This is a genomic window from Sphaerisporangium album, assembly GCF_003323745.1.
Classification (GTDB): Bacteria; Actinomycetota; Actinomycetes; order Streptosporangiales; family Streptosporangiaceae; genus Sphaerisporangium; species Sphaerisporangium album.
This window is the reverse complement of sequence record NZ_QOIL01000002.1, coordinates 512,851-533,937: the sequence shown is the minus strand read 5'-3', so window position 1 is coordinate 533,937 and position 21,087 is coordinate 512,851. Positions and strand designations below refer to the sequence as shown.

At 71.7% G+C, this 21,087-nt stretch carries 17 protein-coding genes and 1 tRNA gene; 3 read left to right on the top strand and 15 right to left on the bottom strand.

Annotation, left to right across the window (positions count from 1 at the left end):
* Positions 1–33 precede the first annotated feature (33 nt).
* The 3 genes from mshB to DQ384_RS04775 all read right to left on the bottom strand — a co-directional run bounded on the left by mshB (position 34) and on the right by DQ384_RS04775 (position 3,090).
* Positions 34–885, bottom strand: coding sequence for an N-acetyl-1-D-myo-inositol-2-amino-2-deoxy-alpha-D-glucopyranoside deacetylase (mshB, locus tag DQ384_RS04785; protein WP_114027423.1), 852 nt, complete (start codon positions 883–885; stop codon positions 34–36).
* Between the two features lie 83 nt (positions 886–968).
* Entirely contained in the window at positions 969–2,027 is a 1,059-nt protein-coding gene (locus DQ384_RS04780; protein WP_114027422.1) for a LacI family DNA-binding transcriptional regulator, read from the bottom strand.
* Between the two features lie 91 nt (positions 2,028–2,118).
* Entirely contained in the window at positions 2,119–3,090 is a 972-nt protein-coding gene (locus tag DQ384_RS04775) for a 1-aminocyclopropane-1-carboxylate deaminase/D-cysteine desulfhydrase (RefSeq protein ID WP_114027421.1), read from the bottom strand.
* A gap of 89 nt (positions 3,091–3,179) precedes the next feature.
* On the opposite strand from DQ384_RS04775, the gene galK reads away from it, so the two are divergent.
* Positions 3,180–4,310 (top strand): galactokinase, encoded by a 1,131-nt coding sequence (gene galK / locus DQ384_RS04770; protein ID WP_114027420.1) that lies wholly within the window; start codon positions 3,180–3,182, stop codon positions 4,308–4,310.
* 50 nt (positions 4,311–4,360) lie between these two features.
* Here galK and DQ384_RS40965 read toward each other — a convergent pair whose 3' ends face one another.
* From DQ384_RS40965 to DQ384_RS04740, 6 genes are all read right to left on the bottom strand, one after another.
* The gene (locus tag DQ384_RS40965; protein WP_181871025.1) at positions 4,361–5,887 is read right to left on the bottom strand and encodes a Rossmann-fold NAD(P)-binding domain-containing protein; all 1,527 of its coding nucleotides are present in this window, start codon (positions 5,885–5,887) and stop codon (positions 4,361–4,363) included.
* A gap of 127 nt (positions 5,888–6,014) precedes the next feature.
* Positions 6,015–6,386: an STAS domain-containing protein gene (locus DQ384_RS04760; RefSeq protein WP_114027419.1), complete on the bottom strand. Its 372-nt coding sequence runs from the start codon at positions 6,384–6,386 to the stop codon at positions 6,015–6,017.
* Positions 6,387–6,545: 159 nt separating this feature from the next.
* The gene (locus DQ384_RS04755) at positions 6,546–6,749 is read right to left on the bottom strand and encodes a cold-shock protein (RefSeq protein ID WP_114027418.1); all 204 of its coding nucleotides are present in this window, start codon (positions 6,747–6,749) and stop codon (positions 6,546–6,548) included.
* A 267-nt stretch (positions 6,750–7,016) separates the two neighbouring features.
* Positions 7,017–7,799 (bottom strand): enoyl-CoA hydratase-related protein, encoded by a 783-nt coding sequence (locus DQ384_RS04750; RefSeq protein WP_114027417.1) that lies wholly within the window; start codon positions 7,797–7,799, stop codon positions 7,017–7,019.
* Between the two features lie 86 nt (positions 7,800–7,885).
* A complete protein-coding gene (locus DQ384_RS04745) occupies positions 7,886–9,040 on the bottom strand; it encodes a nitric oxide synthase oxygenase (RefSeq protein ID WP_220182771.1) in 1,155 nt (384 codons plus the stop codon).
* Between the two features lie 417 nt (positions 9,041–9,457).
* Positions 9,458–9,533, bottom strand: a tRNA-Asn gene (locus DQ384_RS04740).
* 215 nt (positions 9,534–9,748) lie between these two features.
* On the opposite strand from DQ384_RS04740, the gene DQ384_RS04735 reads away from it, so the two are divergent.
* Positions 9,749–10,048 carry a YtxH domain-containing protein gene (locus tag DQ384_RS04735; RefSeq protein ID WP_114027415.1) on the top strand — a complete coding sequence of 100 codons (300 nt, stop codon included), beginning with the start codon at positions 9,749–9,751 and terminating at the stop codon, positions 10,046–10,048.
* A 204-nt stretch (positions 10,049–10,252) separates the two neighbouring features.
* Here the strand turns inward: DQ384_RS04735 and DQ384_RS04730 are convergent, their stop codons facing one another.
* The 4 genes from DQ384_RS04730 to dnaG all read right to left on the bottom strand — a co-directional run bounded on the left by DQ384_RS04730 (position 10,253) and on the right by dnaG (position 15,621).
* Positions 10,253–10,732, bottom strand: a complete 480-nt coding sequence (locus DQ384_RS04730) for a hypothetical protein (protein WP_114027414.1) — start codon at positions 10,730–10,732, stop codon at positions 10,253–10,255.
* 170 nt (positions 10,733–10,902) lie between these two features.
* A complete protein-coding gene (locus tag DQ384_RS04725; protein WP_114027413.1) occupies positions 10,903–11,979 on the bottom strand; it encodes an RNA-guided endonuclease InsQ/TnpB family protein in 1,077 nt (358 codons plus the stop codon).
* 486 nt (positions 11,980–12,465) lie between these two features.
* Entirely contained in the window at positions 12,466–13,569 is a 1,104-nt protein-coding gene (gene rpoD, locus DQ384_RS04720) for an RNA polymerase sigma factor RpoD (RefSeq protein ID WP_245966248.1), read from the bottom strand.
* Positions 13,570–13,746: 177 nt separating this feature from the next.
* Positions 13,747–15,621 (bottom strand): DNA primase, encoded by a 1,875-nt coding sequence (gene dnaG, locus DQ384_RS04715; protein WP_114027411.1) that lies wholly within the window; start codon positions 15,619–15,621, stop codon positions 13,747–13,749.
* Between the two features lie 142 nt (positions 15,622–15,763).
* Between dnaG and DQ384_RS04710 the strand changes: the two genes are divergently transcribed.
* A complete protein-coding gene (locus DQ384_RS04710; RefSeq protein WP_114027521.1) occupies positions 15,764–16,657 on the top strand; it encodes a M23 family metallopeptidase in 894 nt (297 codons plus the stop codon).
* A 116-nt stretch (positions 16,658–16,773) separates the two neighbouring features.
* On the opposite strand, the gene DQ384_RS04705 is transcribed toward DQ384_RS04710, so the two are convergent.
* Positions 16,774–18,012, bottom strand: a complete 1,239-nt coding sequence (locus DQ384_RS04705) for a deoxyguanosinetriphosphate triphosphohydrolase (protein ID WP_114027410.1) — start codon at positions 18,010–18,012, stop codon at positions 16,774–16,776.
* A 176-nt stretch (positions 18,013–18,188) separates the two neighbouring features.
* Positions 18,189–20,867 carry a pyruvate, phosphate dikinase gene (gene ppdK, locus DQ384_RS04700; protein WP_114027409.1) on the bottom strand — a complete coding sequence of 893 codons (2,679 nt, stop codon included), beginning with the start codon at positions 20,865–20,867 and terminating at the stop codon, positions 18,189–18,191.
* Positions 20,868–21,087 lie beyond the last annotated feature (220 nt).

The window sequence follows — 21,087 nt, the reverse complement described above, 5'->3', positions numbered from 1 at the left end:
CCACTCGTGTCGGCATATGCCGCGTTCACCCCGTCAGGCGAAGAGGCCGGTCTCATGGCCGGTCTCGTCCAGGGGGCCCTCGGGGCCGGCGAGGCGGGTGTAGTACTCGGCCGGGAACAGGGGCTGGCCGATGTTGTTGGAGAGGGCGAAATAGTCGGACTTGACGGTTATCTGGGTGCGGTGGGCGCGGAGGGCGGCGCGTTTGGCGTCGAGGTGGTCGCCGGCGTCGACGCGGGTGGTCACCTGGGCGTCGGGGACGCCGAAGCCGAACTCCTCCACGGACTTCAGGCGCTCGAACGGCCCCGCGTCCACGCCCTGCTCCAGGACCGACAGGGGCATGGCGGTGGCGTAGAAGCGGGACGGGGCCCACGGCTCGCCCTCGCCGAAGGCCGGGTCGGCGGCCTTCTCGAAGGCCCGCCACGCGACGCGGTGTGCCTGGATGTGATCGGGGTGGCCGTAGTAGCCGTTGTCGTCATAGGTCACGACGACCTGCGGGCACACCTCGCGGATGACGCCGACCAACTCGGCCGCCGCGAGGTCGAGGTCGGCCTGCCAGAAGCAGTCGGGGTCCTCGTTCGTGGGCGCGCCCATCATGCCCGAGTCGCGCCAGCGCCCGGCCCCGCCGAGGAAGCGGTGGTCGGTGACGCCCAGCGCCGCGCACGCGCGGGTCAGCTCGCCGGCGCGGTACTCCCCCAGCCGGTCCTCGCGGCCGGCGGCCAGGTGGCGCAGTTCCGGCGGGATGACCTCGCCCTCCTCGCCGAGCGTGCAGGTCACCAGGCAGACGTGGGCGCCCTCGGCCGCGTACTTCGCCATCGTGGCGCCGGTGCCGATCGATTCGTCGTCGGGATGGGCATGGACGAACAGAATGCGACGATCGGGCGACATGACGGCCTGCCTTTCCTTCTGTGACCAGGGACGCCCGCCGGGGTCGGGCCCGCCGAGTCACCTTACGCGCCCTGTGTCACGTTCTAAGTACGGCTGCGCGCCCGGTGCTCCCCGTCCCGGTCCACCGGCGCGGCGGAGGTCTGGGCGGGGGCGGTCGACCCGCGCACGACCAGCTCCGGCTCGAACAGCAGTTCCTCGGCGGTGACCGACGCGCCCTCGATCTGGCCGACCAGCAGGGTGACGGCGGTCCTGCCCATGGCCTCGATGGGCTGGCGGACGGTGGTCAGCGGCGGGTTGGTGCAGTTCATGAAGGCCGAGTCGTCGAAGCCGACCACCGACACGTCCTCGGGCACCGACATGCCGAAGCGGCGGACCGCGCGCACGGCCCCGAGCGCGAGGGGGTCGCTGGCGCAGATGATGCCGGTGACGCCGCGCTTGAGCAGCCTGGTGGTGACGGCCTGGCCGCCCTCGGGCGAGAACAGCGTGTGCTCCACGCATTCGGGGCCCGCCGCGAGGCCGGTGGCCTTCGCGCAGGCCAGGAACGCGGCCAGCTTGCGCCGCGAGGGGATGTGGTCGCCGGGGCCGAGCACCAGGCCGATGCGCTCGTGGCCGAGCGAGGCGAGGTGGCCGAACGCCTGCTCGACAGCCACGGCGTCGTCGGTGGAGACCTGGGGGAAGCCGAGGCTGTCGGTGGCGGCGTTGACCAGCACGACGGGCAGGCGCAGCTCCAGCAGGCGGTAGTAGTGCTCGTGGGGGGCGTCGGCCTCGGCGTAGTGACCGCCGGCGAAGACGACGCCGGACACCTGCTGCTCCAGGAGCATCTCGACGTAGTCGGCCTCCGACAGCCCGCCCGCGGTGCGGGTGCACAGCACGGGGGTGAAGCCCTGCTGGGCCAGGGCGCCGCCGACGACCTCCGCGAGCGCGGGGAAGATCGGGTTTCCCAGCTCGGGCAGCACGAGGCCGACGAGCCGGGCCCGCTCGCCGCGCAGTTGCGTCGGGCGCTCGTAGCCGAGGACGTCCAGGGCGGTCAGGACCGCCGCGCGGGTCGCCTCCGCCACCCCCGGCTTGCCGTTGAGCACCCGGCTCACGGTCGCCTCGCTGACGCCGACCTTCTTCGCCACTTCCGCAAGTCGCCGAGTCACGGCGCAATCATAGGTCGCAACGGCTGCAAACCGCTTACATCATTTTGCGACCGTTACCATCTTTCGGCCGTTCCGACTCCCCAGCTTTCCGTTATTTCGCACTTTTCCCCCTGATTCCGGGTGTTCGCCCGCCGTCGTCGTCCCAGGGCGCCGCCCCGCCGGTCACGACAGCGACGATCCGCGTCCCGGGCGGGAACGCGCCGCGCGCGACGAGGGCGAAGACGCCGTAGAGCATCTTGGCGACGTAGATCCTCTCCAGGACGTGGCCGTGCCGGGCGGCGAAGTCGCGGGCGAAGTCGTCCAGCTCGGCGGTGGTCCGGGCGTAGCCGCCGAAATGGAAGCCGGGCTCCAGGGCGTGGTTCGCCGAGGACGTGCCGTACGCCTCGCGCCGCAGCCGCTCGACCTCCGCCGCCAGGAACTCCCCGCCCTTCAGCACGGAGAACCCCAGGGCGCGGCGGCCCGGAGGCAACCCCGCGGCGATGCCCGCGAGCGTGCCGCCGGTGCCGCACGCGCAGCAGATCACGTCGAAGCCGTCGTCGCCGAGCTGGGCGGCGACCTCCGCGGGCAGCTCGGCGCACCCCCGTACCGCCCAGGCGTTGCTGCCGCCCTCGGGGATCAGGTAGAAGTCGCCGTGTTCCTCACGCAGGCGGGCGATGACGCCGGGGTCGTTCTTCGCGCGGTAGGTCGTGCGGTCCAGATAGGCCAGCCGCATCCCCCGTCCCACGGCGTACGCGAGGGACGGGTTGAGGGGCAGGTGTTCCTCGCCGCGGATCACCCCGACCGTCGCGAACCCGAAGTGCCGGCCGGCGGCGGCCGTGGCGCGGACGTGGTTGGAGTAGGCGCCACCGAAGGTCAGCAGGGTGTGCGCCCCCTGACGCGCCGCCTCGGCCAGGTTGTGCTTGAGCTTGCGCCACTTGTTCCCCGGCAGGTCTGGGTGGATCAGGTCGTCCCGCTTGAGGAACAGGCGGACGCCGCCGAGCCGTGGGTCGTCGAGCTCCTCCAGCGGGCTCGGCAGCCGCAGGTCCGGGAGCCCTCCGGCTGTGGATGACGCGGACTTGTCCACAGCTACAGCCTCGCACGCGGGAGCGGGTGGCCGGACCGGACTACGCTTACGGGGACCCCGAGTGAGCCCCGAGTGAGGAGTGCGTCGTCATGCGCGGTGCAGAAGCGTTCCGTACGGCGTTCGGCCGTGACCCCGAGGGCCTCTGGCACGCGCCGGGGCGGGTGAACCTGATCGGCGAGCACACCGACTACAACGGCGGTTTCGTGCTGCCCTTCGCCGTGCCGTGGGGGGTGACGGCCGCCGCCGCGCGCCGCGACGACGACACCGTCCGGCTGCTGTCCCTCCAGGCGGCCGACGGGAGCGCTCACGTCGAGCGGATCAGCGCCTACGACCAGGCAGAAGGCTGGACCCGCTACGTCGTCGGGGTCTTCTGGGCGCTGCGCCGGGCCGGGCACCCCGTCCGGGGCGCCGACCTGGTGATCGACGGCGACGTGCCGCGCGGCGCGGGGCTGTCCTCCAGCGCCGCCCTGGAGGTCTCGGTGGCCCTCGCGCTCAACGATCTCTACGAGCTGGGGCTGGGCGGGCTCGACCTCGCCCTGCTCGCCCAGAAGGCCGAGAACGACTTCGTCGGAATGCCCTGCGGCATCATGGACCAGGCCGCCTCCGCGCTCGGCAAGGAGGGGCACGCCCTGTTCATGGACTGCCGCAGCCTCGCCACCCGCGCCGTCCCCCTCGACCTCGCCGCCGAGGGGTTCCAGGTGCTGATCATCGACACCGGCGTCCACCACGAGCTCGCCGACGGCCAGTACGCCCGCCGCCGCCAGGACTGCGAGAACGCCGCCAAGCGCCTCGGCGTCGAGTCGCTGCGCGACGTCACCGACCTCGCGGCGGCTCTGGCGGCGCTGGAGGGCGACGAGCGCAGGCGCACCCAGCACGTGGTCACCGAGAACCACCGGGTCGAGGCGGTGATCGGCCTGCTGCGCGCCGGGGCCCTGCCCGAGATCGGCGCGCTGCTGAACGCCTCCCACCTGTCCCTGCGCGACCAGTACGAGGTGTCCTGCGCCGAGCTCGACGTCGCGGTGGAGGCCGCCGTCCGGGGCGGCGCGCGCGGGGCGCGCATGACGGGTGGCGGTTTCGGCGGCTCGGCGATCGCGCTGGTCGCCGCCGACCGCCTGGACCGCGTCCGCGAGGAGGTCGCCCGCTCGTATGCCGAGCGAGGCTGGGCTCCCCCGCGCTTCCTCCCGGCCACCCCGGCCCCCGGCGCCCGCCGCCTCGCCTGACGGCACACCGGCTCCAGCCCCGCGGCGGAGACCGGGACGGCACAGGCTACCTAGGCGACCCGGGCCACCCGGGGGTTCGCCGTCGTGGTGAGCAGGGTGCGGGCGAGGGTGTCGGCGTGGCGGATCGCCGGGTCGTCGGCGGACAGGGGGTGGCCGCCGGTGGTCCAGGGCCCGAGCGCGAAGCGGTACGGGTGGGCCGTCCCGTTCTGGTCGACGATGCGGTGGCCGGGGAGGCTCACCTTCAGCCGCCCGGACTCCTCGGCGCACTCCCCCCGGGCGTACAGGCGCCTGAGCAGCGGGTCGCGGGTGCGGTCCAGGCTGGGCCCGGGGCGTCTGGCCTCGATGAAGGCCCGGGCGGTGACGGCGCCGGGCACGGTCGCCGAGGTGGCGCGCCACAGGCCCTCCCGCGTGGGCTCGACCCGGGTCTCGGCGCCGAGGAACGTCACCACCCGCGCCCGGGCCAGCGCGCGCAGCTCGGCGATCCGCCCGGCGGGCAGCGTCCCGGCGGTGTGGCGGGCGAGGCGGTGGAACCAGGCGTCCTCCGGCACTCGGCCGGTGAGGAAGTCGAGCACGTCGCGCAGCGCGTGGATCATGGCGAGGTCGGCGCTGTGGGAGGGGTCCGCGCGGCGGGACAGGTCGGCGGAGAGGTAGCCGTGCATCCACCGCTGCAGCCCGGCCAGGTCGCCGAACCTCATGCCGGCGAGCGGGCGGTCCAGGCGGGCGAAGTTGAGGCGGTCCTCGAACCGGGGCACGGCCGTGCGGATCAGCGCGCGCATGGCCCTGCCGTCCCATTCCTCCGCCTCGAAGGCGCCGGCGAAGGCGTCCCAGCCCACGCGGGCACGGTCGGGGTGGACGGTCAGCAGGTGGTGGTAGTAGGCGGAGGCGAGGTCCTTGGCCACGAGGGGCCACACCTCCTCCCGGAAGCCGCGCGCCCCCTCGCCCAGGCGCGTGACGAACCTCGGGGGCGGCGGCCGCTCGCCGGTGAGCCGGTATCCGACCTGGGCGTGCGGGGGCACGCCGCGCACCGACCCGACGTGGACCAGCGGCTCGCGCCCGCTCGCCTGGTAGATCAGCTCGCCGTCCGCCCCGTGCCGGAACCGCCCGCCCCGGGCGACGGTGAGCCGCGTGAGCACGTCGGCCAGGACCGAGCCGAGCCCGAGCGCCAGCACAGGCTCGCCGCCGGGGACCTGCTCCAGGGGACGGTCCGCCACGTGCCCGGCGGGCCGGTAGTAGAGCCCGTTCTCGCGGGCGAAGTGGCGCAGTTCCTGCTCGCGGGCCGAGGGCAGGACGTCGGGCCACCCCTGGGCGAGGACGACCGCGTCGGTGTCGACGCGCGTGCCGTCGTCGAGCAGGACGCGGCGGCCCGCGAGGTCGATGGCGCCGGCCCGGTGCAGGTGGATGCGCAGGCCCGGGGCCTGCGGATCCGGGCCGACCGCCCCGGGGGGAGGCGCGTCGGGGTCCACGAGGTGGACCTCCAGCGGGTGCCGGGTACCGGCCTTCGCGGCGTTGGCGCGGATCCGCTCGACCAGCCGGATACCCGTCTCACCGGCGCCGACGACGCAGATGGATCCGGTCACGCTCGCCTCCCGTTATTACCTATTTATAAGGTAGGAAATACATGGAACTTGGTCAAGACCATGGTAAAGCGAACGGCGTCCACCGCGTGAAGTGGACGCCGGGGAGACGATGCGGTTCAGGGGTGCCTCAGCCGGAGGCGCCGTAGCTGGCCTGGCGCGCTTTGGCGCCCGGAGGGGCGGGCTCCGGCGCGGCGACGAGGCGGACGGGGAACCGGGAGCCCAGCCCGCTCGCCTCCAGCACCCGGCGTACGGACGAGGAGGGGGAGACCAGGCACACGCCGCCCCCGAGACGCAGTGAGCGGCGGCGGGCGGCCATCAGGGCGGCCACCCCGCTCGCGTCCATGAAGGTCACCTCGGAGAGATCGACATCGAGGCGAGGACGCGGTGGTTCGAGCGCGGCGAGCAGACGCTCGCGCAGCTCGGGTGAGCAGGAGATGTCGACGTCACCACGTACGCGCAGGACGGTCGAATCGGCCTGGACGGTTAGGTGCAGGTCCATCGAGGACCTCCAATCGATGGACGACGAGGGCGGTTCACGTTCGGCGAACCGCCCCGACGTCCTAGGGCGAGGACGGCGGTGCCGTCCTCGCGAGAGCCTTGCGACCAGCCCGCACGGGTCTGCCGACCCGCGCGCACGGAGCCGTTGAGCTCGGTCTTCTTAAAGCGGGCGGACCTGCTCCGCCTGGGGGCCCTTCGGCCCACGCGTCGTCTGGAAGTCGACGCGCTGGTTCTCCTCGAGGCTGCGGTAGCCGCTGGAGTCGATGGCGGAGTAGTGGACGAAGACGTCCGCACTGCCGTCATCGGGAGCGATGAAACCGAAGCCCTTTTCGGCGTTGAACCACTTGACGGTTCCCTGAGCCATAAACTGAATCTCCTCATGAGACGATCTACGAGGACCACGGCGTGGTTCCTCGGGTTGCCTAGCGACCGACCGCCCCTCGAAAGCACGTGGCTTCGCACGGTGGAACGCCCGCTGTAAGAACTCCGCAGGCGCTGCTACACGTTAACGAACCTCTACTACAACCGCTCCCTATTCAACACCATGGCGCGGGCGTATGGCCAACGCAGGGGGGTCGACGCGGTCATGATCGTACTCCCCGGCCGGGCCGCGCGGGGCCGCCGGAGGACATTACCGCCGGTCCAGCGGCGGGAAGGCGGGCGCGCGGCGCTCCAGATAGCTGGCAACGCCCTCAGCGAAATCCGGGCGCCCGAACGACTCCATCATGAGCCGGACGGCCTCGGCGGCGGACTCGTCGAGCGTTTTGTCCCAATCGCCCCAGATCTGGCGCTTGATGATGGCCATCGAGGCCGGCGAACTGTGGACCGCCAGTTCCCGGGCGTAGGCGGTGGCCTCCTCCAGCAGCCGCTCCCCCGGCACCACGCGGCCGGCGAGGCCCAGCGCGCCCGCCTCGGCGCCGGTGAACGTGCGGCCCGAGAGCAGCAGATCCATGGCCCTGGCCTGCCCTACCAGCCTGGGGAGGATCCAGGCCAGGCCGTACTCGGCGATCAGGCCGCGCCGGGCGAACGCGGTGGCCCACTTGGCCTCGGCCGCCGTGAACACCAGGTCGCACACCAGCGCCTGCACCATGCCGAGCCCCGCGCAGGCGCCGTTGACCGCCGCGATGATCGGCTTGCGGATCGTCGTCGGGAAGGTGCCGGGCCGCTTGTCCTGCTCCTCGTCGTACGAGCCGTCCTGGACGGCGCTGAGCGTCTCGAAGTCCGCGCCCGCGCAGAAACCCTTCCCGGCGCCGGTGACGACGATCACGCGGACGTCCGGGGCGCGCTCGGCGTCCTCCAGCAGGTCGAAGTAGCGGCGGCCCATCGCGGCGGTCCAGGCGTTGAGCCGGTCGGGCCGGTTGAACGTCAGCGTCAGCACGCCCTCGTCGAGAGAAGACAGCACGAGATCGGACATGAAACCTCCTGGGGAGAAACCGCTACCGAATATAGTTCTACACGCACCTATGGCCGAGCCTCCGGCACGGCGGTTCGGGGAGTGGGTCAGGCTCCGTCCCCGGGCTTGCGGGGGTGGTGGACGAACGCCGGGGAGAGCCGGACGTCGTCGTAGTACCGGTGGAAGACGGGCGTGAGCGCCCCCGACAGCGGCGGAACGATCCAGGACCAGTCGGCGGGGCAGACGCGCCCGGAACGTTCCTCACGCTCCAGATGGGCCATGAACCGGCGGGACTCGGTGTGGTGGTCGGTGATCGTGACGCCCGCCCGGGTGAACGAGTGCAGCACGGCCACGTTCAGCTCGACCAGCGCGTGGTCCTTCCACAGCGTGCGGTCGCTGGAGGTGTCCAGGCCGAGCCGCGCGGCCACCACGCCCAGGCGGTCGTAGCGGTCCTCGTCGGCGAGGTTGCGCGCGCCGATCTCCGTCCCCATGTACCAGCCGTTGAACGGCGCGCAGGGGTAGCAGACGCCGCCGATCTCCAGGCACATGTCCGAGATCGCGGGCACGGCGTGCCAGCGGAGCCCGAGGTCGGCGAACCAGGGGTAGGCGGGGTGTTCGAGCGGGACCTCCAGCACCGCGTCACCCGGAATGGACGCGAGCAGCGGCGGGCGGTCCCCCGCCTCGATCACGAGCGGGAGCACGTCGAAGTCCGTCCCCGGGCCGCCGGGCCAGCCGAGGCGGCGGGCTGTGGCCGTGAGGGCGGCGTTGCGCGCGTCCCCGGCCACGAGCTCGCCGGCCGGGCCGAGATATCCGGCGTACCGGATGAGCTGCTCGTTCAGGATCCTCGGCCCGGGACGTCCCGGGCGGTCCTGGTCGAAGACGGTGATCGTGGGACGGACGCGCCCGCCGCCGGTCGCCTCGCGCAGATGGCGGACGCACTCCACCGCGACCCCCGCGGCGGTGCCGACCGACCGGCGGTCCCGCACCCGCAGCGAGCGCCAGTACAGGCGGCCGATGCACCGGTTGCTGTTGCGCCAGGCCACCCGCGCGCCGAAGGTGAGCTCCTCCGGGGTGTGGATGTAGGTGCCGTGCCGGGAGATCTGCGCCTCGACCTCCCGTAATCGCGGCCGCAGCCGCCCCGCGGAGGGGTTCTCCGCGTAGAAGAGCCTGAGGAACGCCTCCGCCTGCGCCGGGTCCACCGGCCCGGTGCCGGCGCCCTCCTGGTATTCGGGCGGCGCCGGAGGCCCGGCGTCCGGGGCCATGCCGCACGCCACCTCGCCCTCAGGGCCGCCGGGGACGGGGGACGGGGGACGGCGTCGGGATTTCCACCACACGAGCATGCGAGAACCGCCAGGGGGCTTACACGGGCGCGCCGCACCTTCCGGGGGATGCGAGCGTCCTGCGCGCAGCGGCCCTTCCCCGCTGCCCTGGGCATGATCCGCGGCCGCCGTACGACCATGGCCGCACGCACGGGGGCCCGGGGCGCACACGGTCACGGCGTGCGGCGGGCCGTGCGCGTTGCGCCACGAAGCACGGCAGACCCACATCTTCCGCCATCACCGGTGATTTGTCCGGGGTTCCGGAGATTCCCGGCGGGAGGACGGAACGCCCCGGCGGCGGACGGAGGGGCCGGAAACGGCGACAGCCCCAGGACAGGTGTCTCTGGGGCTGCTGGAGCGTGGCTCCCGCGATAGGACTCGAACCTATAACCTGCCGGTTAACAGCCGGCTGCTCTGCCGATTGAGCTACACGGGATCGCGCGCGTCGCACGGAGGATTTCGAGGCCCTTCCTTGCGGCGCGGAACTAGATTAGCGCATTCCGGGGGGTGCGTGTCGCACTCGATCACCCCCCTCATGGGGCGGCCGGGCACTCCTCGCCCGAACGCGGGCCGAGTTCCGACCATAACCGCACGCGGCTGGGGTAGGGGACCGGCAAGCGGAGATGCCAGCCGCACCGGAGGTGTAAGTAGATGCGATATCGATTGACGTTCACCGTGGGCCTGGCCGTCGGGTACGTCCTCGGCAGCCGGGCGGGCCGCGAGCGCTACGAGCAGATCAAGCGAGTGGCGCAGCGGGTCGCCGACAGCCCTGCCGTCCAGCAGGCCGCAGGCCTGGCGGGCGCGCAGGCGTCCAAGGCGGCCGAGGTCACCAAGCACAAGCTCGGCGACGTCCTCGGCGACAGGGTGCCGTTCCTGCACAAGAACGGCTGGGCCGTCAAGGACGACACCGGGACCGGCTGGCCGGACAGCGAGGTGGAACGCGTCACCTGACCGGCGGCCGACCGGATGCGACCGGTGGTGACCGGTACGGTGCGAACGAGGCCCGCGCGACGCGGGTTTCGTTCGTTCCGGGCCTCGCGCGGACGGCCACCGCCGGTACGCGACGCGGGTCTCGGTCGTTCCAGGCCGTCCCTGCCCGCATCCCCCGACTGAGCCTCCCGCGCCGGGCCGTGCTCGTACCCCCGCGCGGCCCGCTCAGATGCCGAGGTTGCGCCGCAGATCCTCCAGCACCTGCTCGGCGGCGGCGCGCAGGCCCGGGTCCGACGCGTCGAGCCCGGGGTCGAACACCAGCTCCCACAGCGCGTCCTCCCGTCCAGGCACCCGCCGCGCGACCAGCCGCACTCCCCCCCGCTCTACGAGCCGCACGTGCCGGTTGACGAGGATGGAGGAGGTGACCCGCTCGCGCACCGCCTCGGGAAGGCGGCCGGGCTCGGGCAGGGACACCCGCCACTCGCCGCCGTCGGTCGCCACGACGTGCAGGCCCTCCTCGTCCCACTGGGCGCGGTCGATCCGGTACCAGGGCAGCGGGCTCTCGCCCGGCAGGCGCAGGGCGCGGTCGGTGGCCACGACGTAGCCGCCCTCCGGCGTCCGGGCGTGGACCAGCGCCCGCTCCCCCGGCTCCAGCGTGACGCCGGCCTCCGGAGGAAGGGCGCGGGAGCCCCAGGGAATTCTCATGCGTGAAAGCTATCGGTCCAGCAGGCCGAGGTGGTGTGCCGCCCGCCTGCCTCGTCGCGATCGGATTCCCGGTCCCCCGCCGCCTCGGGCGCGGCCGACCTATGGCCTGTCAGCTTCTCGGTCCTGAAGGGCCGAGCTTGCAGCTCCTCGCCGTCGATGGGTTCGACGGTTCAGGCCGCGTCGTCGGCAGCGTGACTCACTGCCCGGCGACCGATGTTGATCGCCGCGATGTGGTCTGCGGGACCAGCGAACCCGCAGGAGGTGCAGCGGAAGTCGTCCCGGGTGGGACGGTTCCGCTTGTCGATGTGGCCGCACTCGGGGCAGGTTCGCGACGTGTTACGCGGGTCCACCAGACGCACGGGAATCCCGGCGATGGCGGCCTTGTAGGTCACGAACGTGCGGAGCTGGTGGAAGCTCCACGAGTGCAGGTCGGCACGCTGCGCCTTGCGAACCGTTACCCGGTCCCGGATGCCTTCGAGGTCTTCCAGGGCGATCCCGGACCTGGTGTCTTCGGCCTTGCCGACCAGATGCTTGGAGATGACATGGTTGACGTCCCGGGTGAACCGGGATTCCCTGCGGCGGCGAGCCTTGAGGAGCCGCTTGGCGGATTTGGTGCCCTTGGCCTGGAGGCGAGCACGGAGCAAGCGGTTGCTATACCGGACCGCCCGCACTGCCTTGCCGGTGTGTTCCTGCCCGGTGGAGTCGGTGGCCAGGTTGGCGATGCCGAGATCCACGCCCAGCCACGTGTCGGGCTCGTCGCCCTGCGGCGGCTCGGGCACGTCGATCACCACGGCGAGGAAGAACATGCCGTCCCGGTAGACCAGGTCGGCTTGCCCGCGCATGGTCGCCCCGGTGGTGGACAGCCAACGTCCCTGGTAGACCACCGGGACGACGATCCGCCCGCTGAGGGTGAGCATGCTGACCCGGTCGCGGCCCTTCCACGACAGGATCCGCTGATCGAACGCGACCGCACCCAGGTCACGGAACACCGGCTTGATCGTCTTGTCCCGCTTGTACGCCTCGCACGCCTTGGCGATGGACCGGATGGCCATCTGCGCCGACAGGGCGAACTCGGCCCGCAGTTCGGCGTACACGAGCTTCTGCAAGGCCATCTTGTTCGCGGTCCGGTGGGCGAACGCCACCTCGGCCACCCGGTTGCCGGCGGCGTTGCAGGCACGCATCGTCGCCAGCAGGGCTTCGCCCTGTTCAGCGCTCGGGGCGAGCTTCAGCATCTCCGTCACCAACACGCCATTGAATTTATCCGTCAATGCGGGAGTGATCAAATCGTGCGGGACGGTTCCGCGCTTCCTCCCGGCCCTGAAGGACCGGGCTTCCGCGCTGTAGGTGTCAGGTGAAGCCCTGGACCGGACGCGGGCCGCGTCCAGGTGGCCGCCCTGGGGTGATCAGGCCGGCGAGGGCGGGCCTCGGCGGTGGAGCCGCCCGACGCCGGAAACGGGCGCAGGACCCGGGCGGCAGACCGGCCTCATGGGACCATCATCCCCCGCCGCCGCCGAATGTGAAGCCCGTCATTCGAGGGCGGCATGATTATTCGGCCGGCCGCCGCGGAATCGACGGCTCTTTTCACACCCTTGAATGATCGCAGGATATACGCCGGAATCATATACGAAATTACCCTGAAAATCTCCGCGCGGAATTCTGTCAAACCGGACGGACGCGCGACAGGGCCGGCGACCGCGATCGTCTCCCGGTCGCCGGCGCCGGCCACTCGCGCCTCAGTCGAGATAGTCGCGCAGCATTTGCGCGCGGGTCGGGTGGCGCAGTTTGGCGAGCGTCTTGGACTCGATCTGCCGGATGCGCTCCCGCGTCACGCCGAACTCCCGCCCGACCTCCTCCAGCGTCCTCGGATGCCCGTCGGCCAGGCCGAAGCGGAGCTGGATGATCCGCTGCTCGCGGTCGGAGAGGGTGGCGAGGATGTCGTCGAGCTGGTCCTGCAGCATGATGAACGCGGCGGCCTCGATGGGCACGACGGCGTCAGCGTCCTCGATGAAGTCACCGAGGTCGGAGTCCTCCTCGCCGATCGGCGACTGCAGGGACACCGGCTCCTGGGCGATGCGCTGGATCTCGACCACCCGGTCCACGGGCAGGTCCATCTCCAGCGCGATCTCCTCGGGAGCCGGCTCCCGGCCGAGATCCTGGTGGAGCTGACGCTGCACCCGGACGAGCTTGTTGATGGTCTCGACCATGTGGACCGGGATGCGGATCGTCCGCGCCTGGTCGGCGATGGCGCGGGTGATCGCCTGGCGGATCCACCAGGTGGCGTAGGTCGAGAACTTGTAGCCCTTGGTGTAGTCGAACTTCTCGACCGCGCGGATCAGGCCCAGGTTGCCCTCCTGGATGAGGTCCAGGAACAGCATGCCGCGCCCGACGTAACGCTTGGCGATCGACACCACCAGACGCAGGTTGGCCTCGATGAGCCGCTGCTTGGCCCGGACGCCCTCCCAGACCAGCTCCTCGAACTCGGGGGTGGCGAGCCTGCACCCGACCTCGCAGAGCTTGTCCTCGGCGAACAGCCCGGCCTCGATGGCCTTGGCGAGCTCGACCTCCTCCTCGGCGGTCAGCAGAGGCACCCTGCCGATCTCGCGGAGGTAGATCCGGACGAGGTCGCTGGTCGGCGCGCGCTTGCCGACGTCCTCCTCGTCGGGGCGGACGGTGTCGTCGTCGCCCTGGGGCTCGAGCACCTCCACACCCTTTTCGGCGAGCATCCGCACGACGCGCTCCAGCGCGTCGGGTGGCAACTCGGAGCGGTCGAGCGCGGCGGCGACGTCGTCTACGGTGACGCTCCCGCGCTCTCTTCCTCTGGCGACTAGATCCGCCACCTGGTCTACCGATGGCGGTCCACTTGGCAGCACCGATGTACCCACGGGACATAGTCTGCTGTATAGGCACCGTAAAACGGCAGGCCCTATTTTTGTCACCGACGGTAAGCCGAATTCATTACCGAATCGATATCAAACAAATGTTTGGCCAAGCCGACGAGCGGAAAGTAAAGATTCTTATGCGCCGACGGCCCGTTCTCTTAACACGCGCCGTTGTTGTTCGAGCGCCACCAGTTCCCCGAAGAGACGGTTGTACTCCTGCTGCTGCTCGACCGGGTTGAGCCGTTCCATCTTCGCCTTGACCTGAACGAGCGCGCGCGTCACCGCGACCTCCGACAGCCGCGCCAGGACGGCCGCGCCGTAGCGCTCCTCGCCCTCCAGGTCCGCCCGCAGCGGCTCGACGGCGAACCGCGTCACCAGCCCGCGCAGCCCGTCGTCGTTCGTGGCGCCGAGCAGGATGTCGACCCAGTCGCGCCCGCCCGGGCCGCCGGTCACCGTGCCCCCCGCCTCCATGATCAGCTCGTACAGCGCGACGTGCCCGGGGACGGTGAACGCCCCCGCGCCGAGCGCGTCGAACTCCGGCCCCATGAGGGCGGGCCGCTGGACGGCGAGCTTCAGCGCCTCGGACTCCAGGCGGACCGCGGGGTCGGCGGGGTCGGGCGGACGCGGCGCGGCGGGCCGCCTGCCGCCGCGCTCGGGGGCGGCCGGGCGCCCGCCGGCCTGCCGCCCGCCGACCTCCTGGATGCGCCGCAGCACCATGCGCTCGTCCATGAACCCGAGCCAGCGGTCGAGGTCGACGGCGTACCGCCCGCGCAGGGCGGAGTCCTTGATGCCGGCCACCAGCGGCGCGGCGGCGTCCAGCGCGGCCAGGCGGCCCTCGTTGGTGTCCAGCTCGTAGCGGGAGATCACGCTGCGGATGGCGAACGCGAACAGCGGCTCGCGCCCGGCGATCAGCTCGCGCACCGCGCCGTCCCCGTGCTTGACGCGCAGGTCGCACGGGTCGAGGCCGTCGGGCTGGACGGCCACGAAAGTCTGGGTGACGAACTTCTGCTCGTCGGCGAAGGCGCGCAGGGCGGCCTTCTGCCCCGCCGAGTCGCCGTCGAAGGTGAACACGACCTCGCCGCGGAACTCGGCCTGGTCGAGCAGGAGCCGCCGCAGGACCTTGATGTGCTCCTCGCCGAAAGAGGTGCCGCACGTGGCGACCGCCGTCGGGACGCCGGCCAGGTGGCAGGCCATCACGTCGGTGTACCCCTCGACGACGACGGCCTGCGAGCGCTTGGAGATCTCGCGCTTGGCCAGGTCGATGCCGTAGAGGACCGTGCTCTTCTTGTAGATGGGGCTTTCGGGGGTGTTGAGGTACTTGGGCCCGTCGTCGCTTTCGAGCAGCCTGCGCGCCCCGAAGCCGATCGTCTCGCCGGTGATGTCGCGGATCGGCCAGACGAGCCGGCCGCGGAAGCGGTCGACCGGGCCGCGGCGGCCCTCACGGGCCAGGCCGCCCTTGACGAGCTCGGCCGCGGTGAAGCCCCGGGCCAGCAGGTGGCGGGCCAGGCGGTCCCACTCGGCGGGGGCGTACCCGACCCCGAAGAGCTCGGCGTCGACCCGCTCGAACCCCCGCTCGGAGAGGAACCGGCGTCCGGGGGCGGCCTCGGCCTCCGACAGCAGCGAGACGTAGAACTCGGCGGCGACCCGGTGGGCCTCGATCAGGCGGCTGCGCTCGCCGTGCTCGCGCCCCGGGACGTATCCGCCCTGCTCGTACCGCAGCTGGATGCCGGCGCGCTGGGCCAGCCGCTCGATCGCCTCGGCGAAGGACAGATGCTCCAGCTTGCGGACGAACGTGATGACATCCCCGCCTTCGGCGCAGCCGAAGCAGTACCAGTAGCCCCGCGAGGGCGTCACGTTGAAGGAGGGGGACTTCTCTTCGTGGAAGGGGCACAACCCTTTGAGGTTGCCGCCGCCCGCGTTGCGGAGCTGGATGTGCTCCCCCACGACGTCGGCGATCGATGAGCGCTCACGCACGAGCGCGATGTCCTCGTCACTGATCCGCCCTGCCACGCCGCGAGTCTACGACTCACCGCCGACAACCTGGGCGCGAGCTGCCCGTGATGGGTGATTTTCCGTGAATGGGTCATGGCGAGCATGGAGGTCGGTTAGAAAGGAAACGCTCGATTTCGGTAACGTCAAACGGGTGGAGATCATGCGACCGGGGCGACTCGCCGCCATTGCCGCGACGGTGCTCGTCACCGCGGCCTGCGCCGCCCCGTCCGGGGTGGCCGGCATCAGCACGCTTCCCACCACCTCCCCGCGGGCGCTCCCGAGCGACACGGGCGAGCCGAGCCCGTCCCCGAGCGCGGACCGGGGCGAGATCGACGCGGCCACGCTGAAGCCGTCCGGGGAGCCCTCCGGCGCCGCGAGCCCGCGTCCGAAGGTCACCCCTCCCGAGGGCGACGAGCCGGTCCGGGTGCCCCCGCCCAAGGTGTCGCGCTTCACCTACGCCTTCCCGGTGAAGGGCTGCCGGGTCAGCTACGCCCGCCAGCAGCTCGTCCTGCCCAAGAGCACGATCTGGGCGGGGAAGGGCTGCGCGTTCGTCGCGCCCGTCGGCGGCGTGGTGCACGAGGTCAACGCCAGCAACCGCTGGACGGCCTCCACCGACCACGGCGCGGACCGCGAGGGCCGGTTCGTGTCGATCATCGGGGACGACGGCGTGCGCTACCTCGGCGGGCACCTCGACGCGGTGGCGCAGGGCATCCGCCCCGGGGTCCGGGTGAGCGCGGGCCAGGTGCTCGGCCAGGTCGGCGACTCGGGCAACGCCAAGGGCCAGGGGACCAACCTGTACTTCGCGCTGTCGTGGTCGACGTCCTCCAAGTACTGGTGGGTGCGCCGGGGCATGGTCGACCCCTGGACGTACCTGGACGCCTGGCTGAGCGGCAACCCGACGCTGTCCCCCGCCGCGCGCGTGTCGGCCGTGCGCGCCGCCGTCGGCGCGACGCCTCCCTGCCGCACCCTCTGCGCGTCCAAGCCCCAGAAGAAGCCCACCCGCCGCCCCGTCCCGACCCAGACCGGCGACCCGTCGGACGTGCGCCGCGGCTAGGGCGGCGCCCGCCCACGACCGCCGTGTGGCGGCAGGCTTCGATGTCGCCGAAGCCGGCCACGGGCCCGCCCTTCCCGCTCGCCACGGTCCTCGTCCACCGCGAACGGCGCGAGCCCCTACAGGCGCGCGCCGAGACCGCGGTGCAGGCTCACCGCCGAGACGTCGGTGAGGGAGGCGATCTGGTCGACGACCACGCGCAGGCGGGCGGCGTCGTCGGCCGCCTCGGCGAAGGCGGGACGCAGCGCCGGCTCCAGCGTCCCCGGCGCGCCCAGCATGATCATCGAGGCCAGCTCGGCGATCAGCTCGCGCTGGCGGGCCTGGTTGGCGTTGTGGTCGTCCCTGGCCATCACGTAGTGCGCCGTCAGCCCCTTGAGCAGCGCGCACTCCAGGCGGGTCGTCCTCGGCACGACCAGCTCGGCCCCGTGCCGGGTGAGCACCTCCCGTCCGTACGCCTCGCGGGTGGCGGCCTGCGCGGACAGGCAGAAGCGCCCGATCAGCCCGCTGGTGAACGACTTCAGCGCCACCAGATCGCCCATGCTGCCCTCGAAGCGCCACGGCCACAGCGGCTCCCCGATCAGCCGGGCGAAGGTCTCCTCCAGCTCGGTGAGGCTGCTGTCGCCCGCGTACCACTTGAGCGTGCGTTCGCACACCTCCCGCCGCTCCTCGGCGTCGCCGAGCTGCGCGGGCAGGACGTGGCCGGAGTGCAGGGCGTCCTCCAGGTCGTGCACGGAGTAGGCGACGTCGTCCGACCAGTCCATGACCTGCGCCTCGAAGCTGACGCTCCCGGCCGGCGAGCCCTGGCGGACCCAGTCGAAGACCGCGAGGTCGTCGGCGTAGACGCCGTACTTGGCGCCGTGGGCGGAGGTCCACGGGTACTTGAGCGCGGAGTCGAGCGTGGCGCGGGTGAGGTTGAGCCCGGCGCTGCGCCCGTCGGCGGTCAGCACCTTGGCCTCCAGCCGGACGAGCAGGCGCAGGCTCTGGGCGTTGCCCTCGAACCCGCCGCACCGGGCGGCCAGCTCGTTGAGCGCGGCCTCGCCGTTGTGCCCGAACGGCGGGTGGCCGAGGTCGTGGGCCAGGCAGGCCGTCTCCACCAGGTCGGGGTCACAGCCGAGCGCCTTGCCCATCTCACGGCCGATCTGGGCGCATTCGAGCGAGTGGGTCAGGCGGGTGCGCGGGATGTGGCGGCCGTGGTCGGGGAACTCCCCCGGCCCGACGACCTGCGTCTTCGCGGCCAGCCGCCGCAGCGCCGCGCTGTGCAGCACCCGCGCCCGGTCGCGTTCGAACGCGCTGCGCTCGGGGTTGCCGGCGGGTTCCGGCACCCATCTGGCCTGATCGAACTGGTCATAGCCTCTCATCGGTAGCGGGATGCTACCCCGGGACGGGCCCGCCATCACTAACATGCGGGAAACTCACGGCAACCCTGGCATATCCGATATATGCGCAGATCAAAACGCCCGTACGACCCCCCCTGCCGGCAGAACGCCACACCCCGGTCCGGGCCGCCTCGGCGGCCGCCCGGACCGGGCCGGTCTCACCGGGTCTCGGACTCGCCGCCCGCCAGCGCGGCACGCCCCGCCTCAAGGCGGGCCACCGGCACCCGGAACGGCGAGCAGGACACGTAGTCCAGGCCGATCTCGTGGCAGAAGTGCACCGACTCCGGGTCGCCGCCGTGCTCGCCGCAGATGCCCAGCTTGATGTCCGGACGGCTCGCGCGGCCCTCCTCGACGGCGAGACGCATCAACCGGCCGACACCGCTCCTGTCGATCGTCTCGAACGGGGACACCCCGAAGATGCCGAGGTCCAGATAGCGCGAGAAGAACGCGGCCTCGACGTCGTCCCGCGAGAACCCCCAGGTCATCTGGGTCAGGTCGTTGGTGCCGAAGGAGAAGAAACGCGCCGCCTCGGCGATCTGCCCGGCCGTCAGGGCCGCGCGCGGCACCTCGATCATCGTGCCGATCAGCGCCTCGACGCCGGTCTCCGCCAGGATCTTCTCGGCGTCGTCCCGCACGCCCTCCAGCTCCTGGACGGCGCTCACCAGCGGGATCATGATCTCGGCGCGGGGATCTCCCCCGGCCGCGCGCCGCTCGGCCACGGCCTCGGCGATGGCCCGCACCTGCATCGTGAACAGGCCGGGGATCACCAGGCCGAGACGCACGCCCCGCAGGCCCAGCATGGGGTTCTGCTCGTGCAGGCGCTTGACGGCCCCCAGGAGGCGCCGGTCGCGCGGCGTGGCGTCGTCCCCGGCGAGGGCGAGCTTCACCGACAGGGCCGTGAGGTCGGGCAGGAACTCGTGCAGCGGCGGGTCGATCAGCCGGATCGTCACCGGCAGCCCGTCCATCGCCTCGAAGATGCCCACGAAGTCGGACTTCTGCAGCGGCTCCAGCGCGTCGAGCGCCGCGCGCCGCTCCTCCGGCGACTCCGCCAGGATCAGGTCCTCCACGAGCTTGCGCCGGTCGCCGAGGAACATGTGCTCGGTGCGGCACAGGCCGATGCCCTGCGCGCCGAACCTGCGGGCGCGGGCGGCGTCCTCGGGGGTGTCGGCGTTGGCCCGTACGGCCATGCGGCGGCGCTCGTCGGCGTGGCGCATGAGGCGGTCGACGGCCTGGACGAGCTCGTCACGCTCCCTGTCCGTGCCCTTCCCTGTGCGTGTGCCCTCGAAGTACTCCACGACCGGGGACGCCACGACCGGGACCTCGCCGAGGAACACCTCGCCGGTGGCGCCGTCGATCGAGATGACGTCGCCCTCTTCGACCGTCACGCCGCCGGGCGCGGTGAACCGCCGTCCCTTGGCGTCGACCTCCAGTTCCTCGGCGCCGCACACGCAGGTCTTGCCCATGCCGCGGGCGACCACGGCGGCGTGCGAGGTCTTGCCGCCCCTGCTGGTCAGCACGCCCCTGGCGGCGATCATGCCCGCCAGGTCGTCCGGAGTGGTCTCGCGGCGGACCAGGATCACGTCCTCGCCCTCGGCGGCCAGCTCCTTGGCGCGCTCGGTGGAGAACACCGCCCTGCCGACCGCCGCGCCGGGCGAGGCGTTCATGCCCTTGGCGATCAGCGGACGGCCGGCGCCCGCGTCGAACCGGGGGAACATGAGCTGGGCGAGCTGGTCGCCGGAGACCCGGCCGACGGCCTCGTCCAGGTCGATGAGGCCCTGGTCGACGAGCTGGGTGGCGATGCGGAACGCCGCCGCCGCCGTGCGCTTGCCGACGCGGGTCTGGAGCATCCACAGCTTGCCGCGCTCGATGGTGAACTCGATGTCGCACAGGTCGCGGTAGTGGTCCTCCAGCGTCTTCATGATCTCCAGGAGCCGCCGGTAGGACTCCGGGTCGATCTCCCCCAGCCGCTGGAGCGGGACCGTGTTGCGGATGCCCGCGACGACGTCCTCGCCCTGGGCGTTCTGCAGGTAGTCGCCGTACACGCCCTGCTGCCCCGAGCCCGGGTCGCGGGTGAAGGCCACGCCCGTGCCCGACTCCATGCCGAGGTTGCCGAAGACCATCGCCACGATGTTGACCGCCGTGCCCAGGTCGTCGGGGATGCGCTCCTGGCGGCGGTAGATGATCGCGCGGGGGGCGTTCCAGGAGTCGAACACGGCCTGGACGGCCTGGCGCATCTGCTCGCGGGGGTCGGACGGGAAGTCGCCGCCGGTCTGCTCGCGCACGATGCCCTTGTAGGTGTCCACGAGGCCGCGGAAGTCCGCCGCGTCGAGGTCGAGGTCGCTGACCACGCCCTTGCGCCGCTTGACGTCGTCGATCGCGGCCTCGAACAGCTCGCCCTCCAGGCCGAGGACGGTCTTGCCGAACATCTGGATCAGGCGGCGGTAGGAGTCCCACGCGAACCGCTCGTCGCCCGCCTGGGCGGCCAGGCCCTGGACGGACTCGTCGTTGAGGCCGATGTTGAGGACGGTCTCCATCATGCCGGGCATGGAGTACTTCGCCCCGGAACGCACGCTGACGAGCAGCGGGTCCTCCGCGGCGCCGAGGCGCTTGCCCATCCCCTTCTCCAGCGCCTCCAGGTGGGTCTCGACCTCCTCGGCGAGCCCGTCGGGGAGACCGCCCTCGCGGAGGTAACCGCGGCACGCCTCGGAGGTGATCGTGAATCCCGGAGGCACGGGAAGACCCAGGTTAGTCATCTCCGCGAGATTGGCACCCTTACCACCGAGGAGATCCTTGAGATCTTTGTTGCCCTCGGTGAAGTCGTACACGTATTTGGGCACTCGAGCTCCTTCAACGACTTCACGGCGTATGCTTCCGCCTCGTTGCGGGGGACTCTACCTATGGTTCCTTGAGGGAAACGTCACCCTCGTCTCGGGAGGGCGTCTTCCCTGCTAGAACCCAATATAGCGGTCTAATCCATTGCCTCGGATAAGGCCGCGGGGAGGAAAACCCGGGCGGGGCCGAGCATGGTATATACCAATTCCAGGAAGCGGTCAGGTA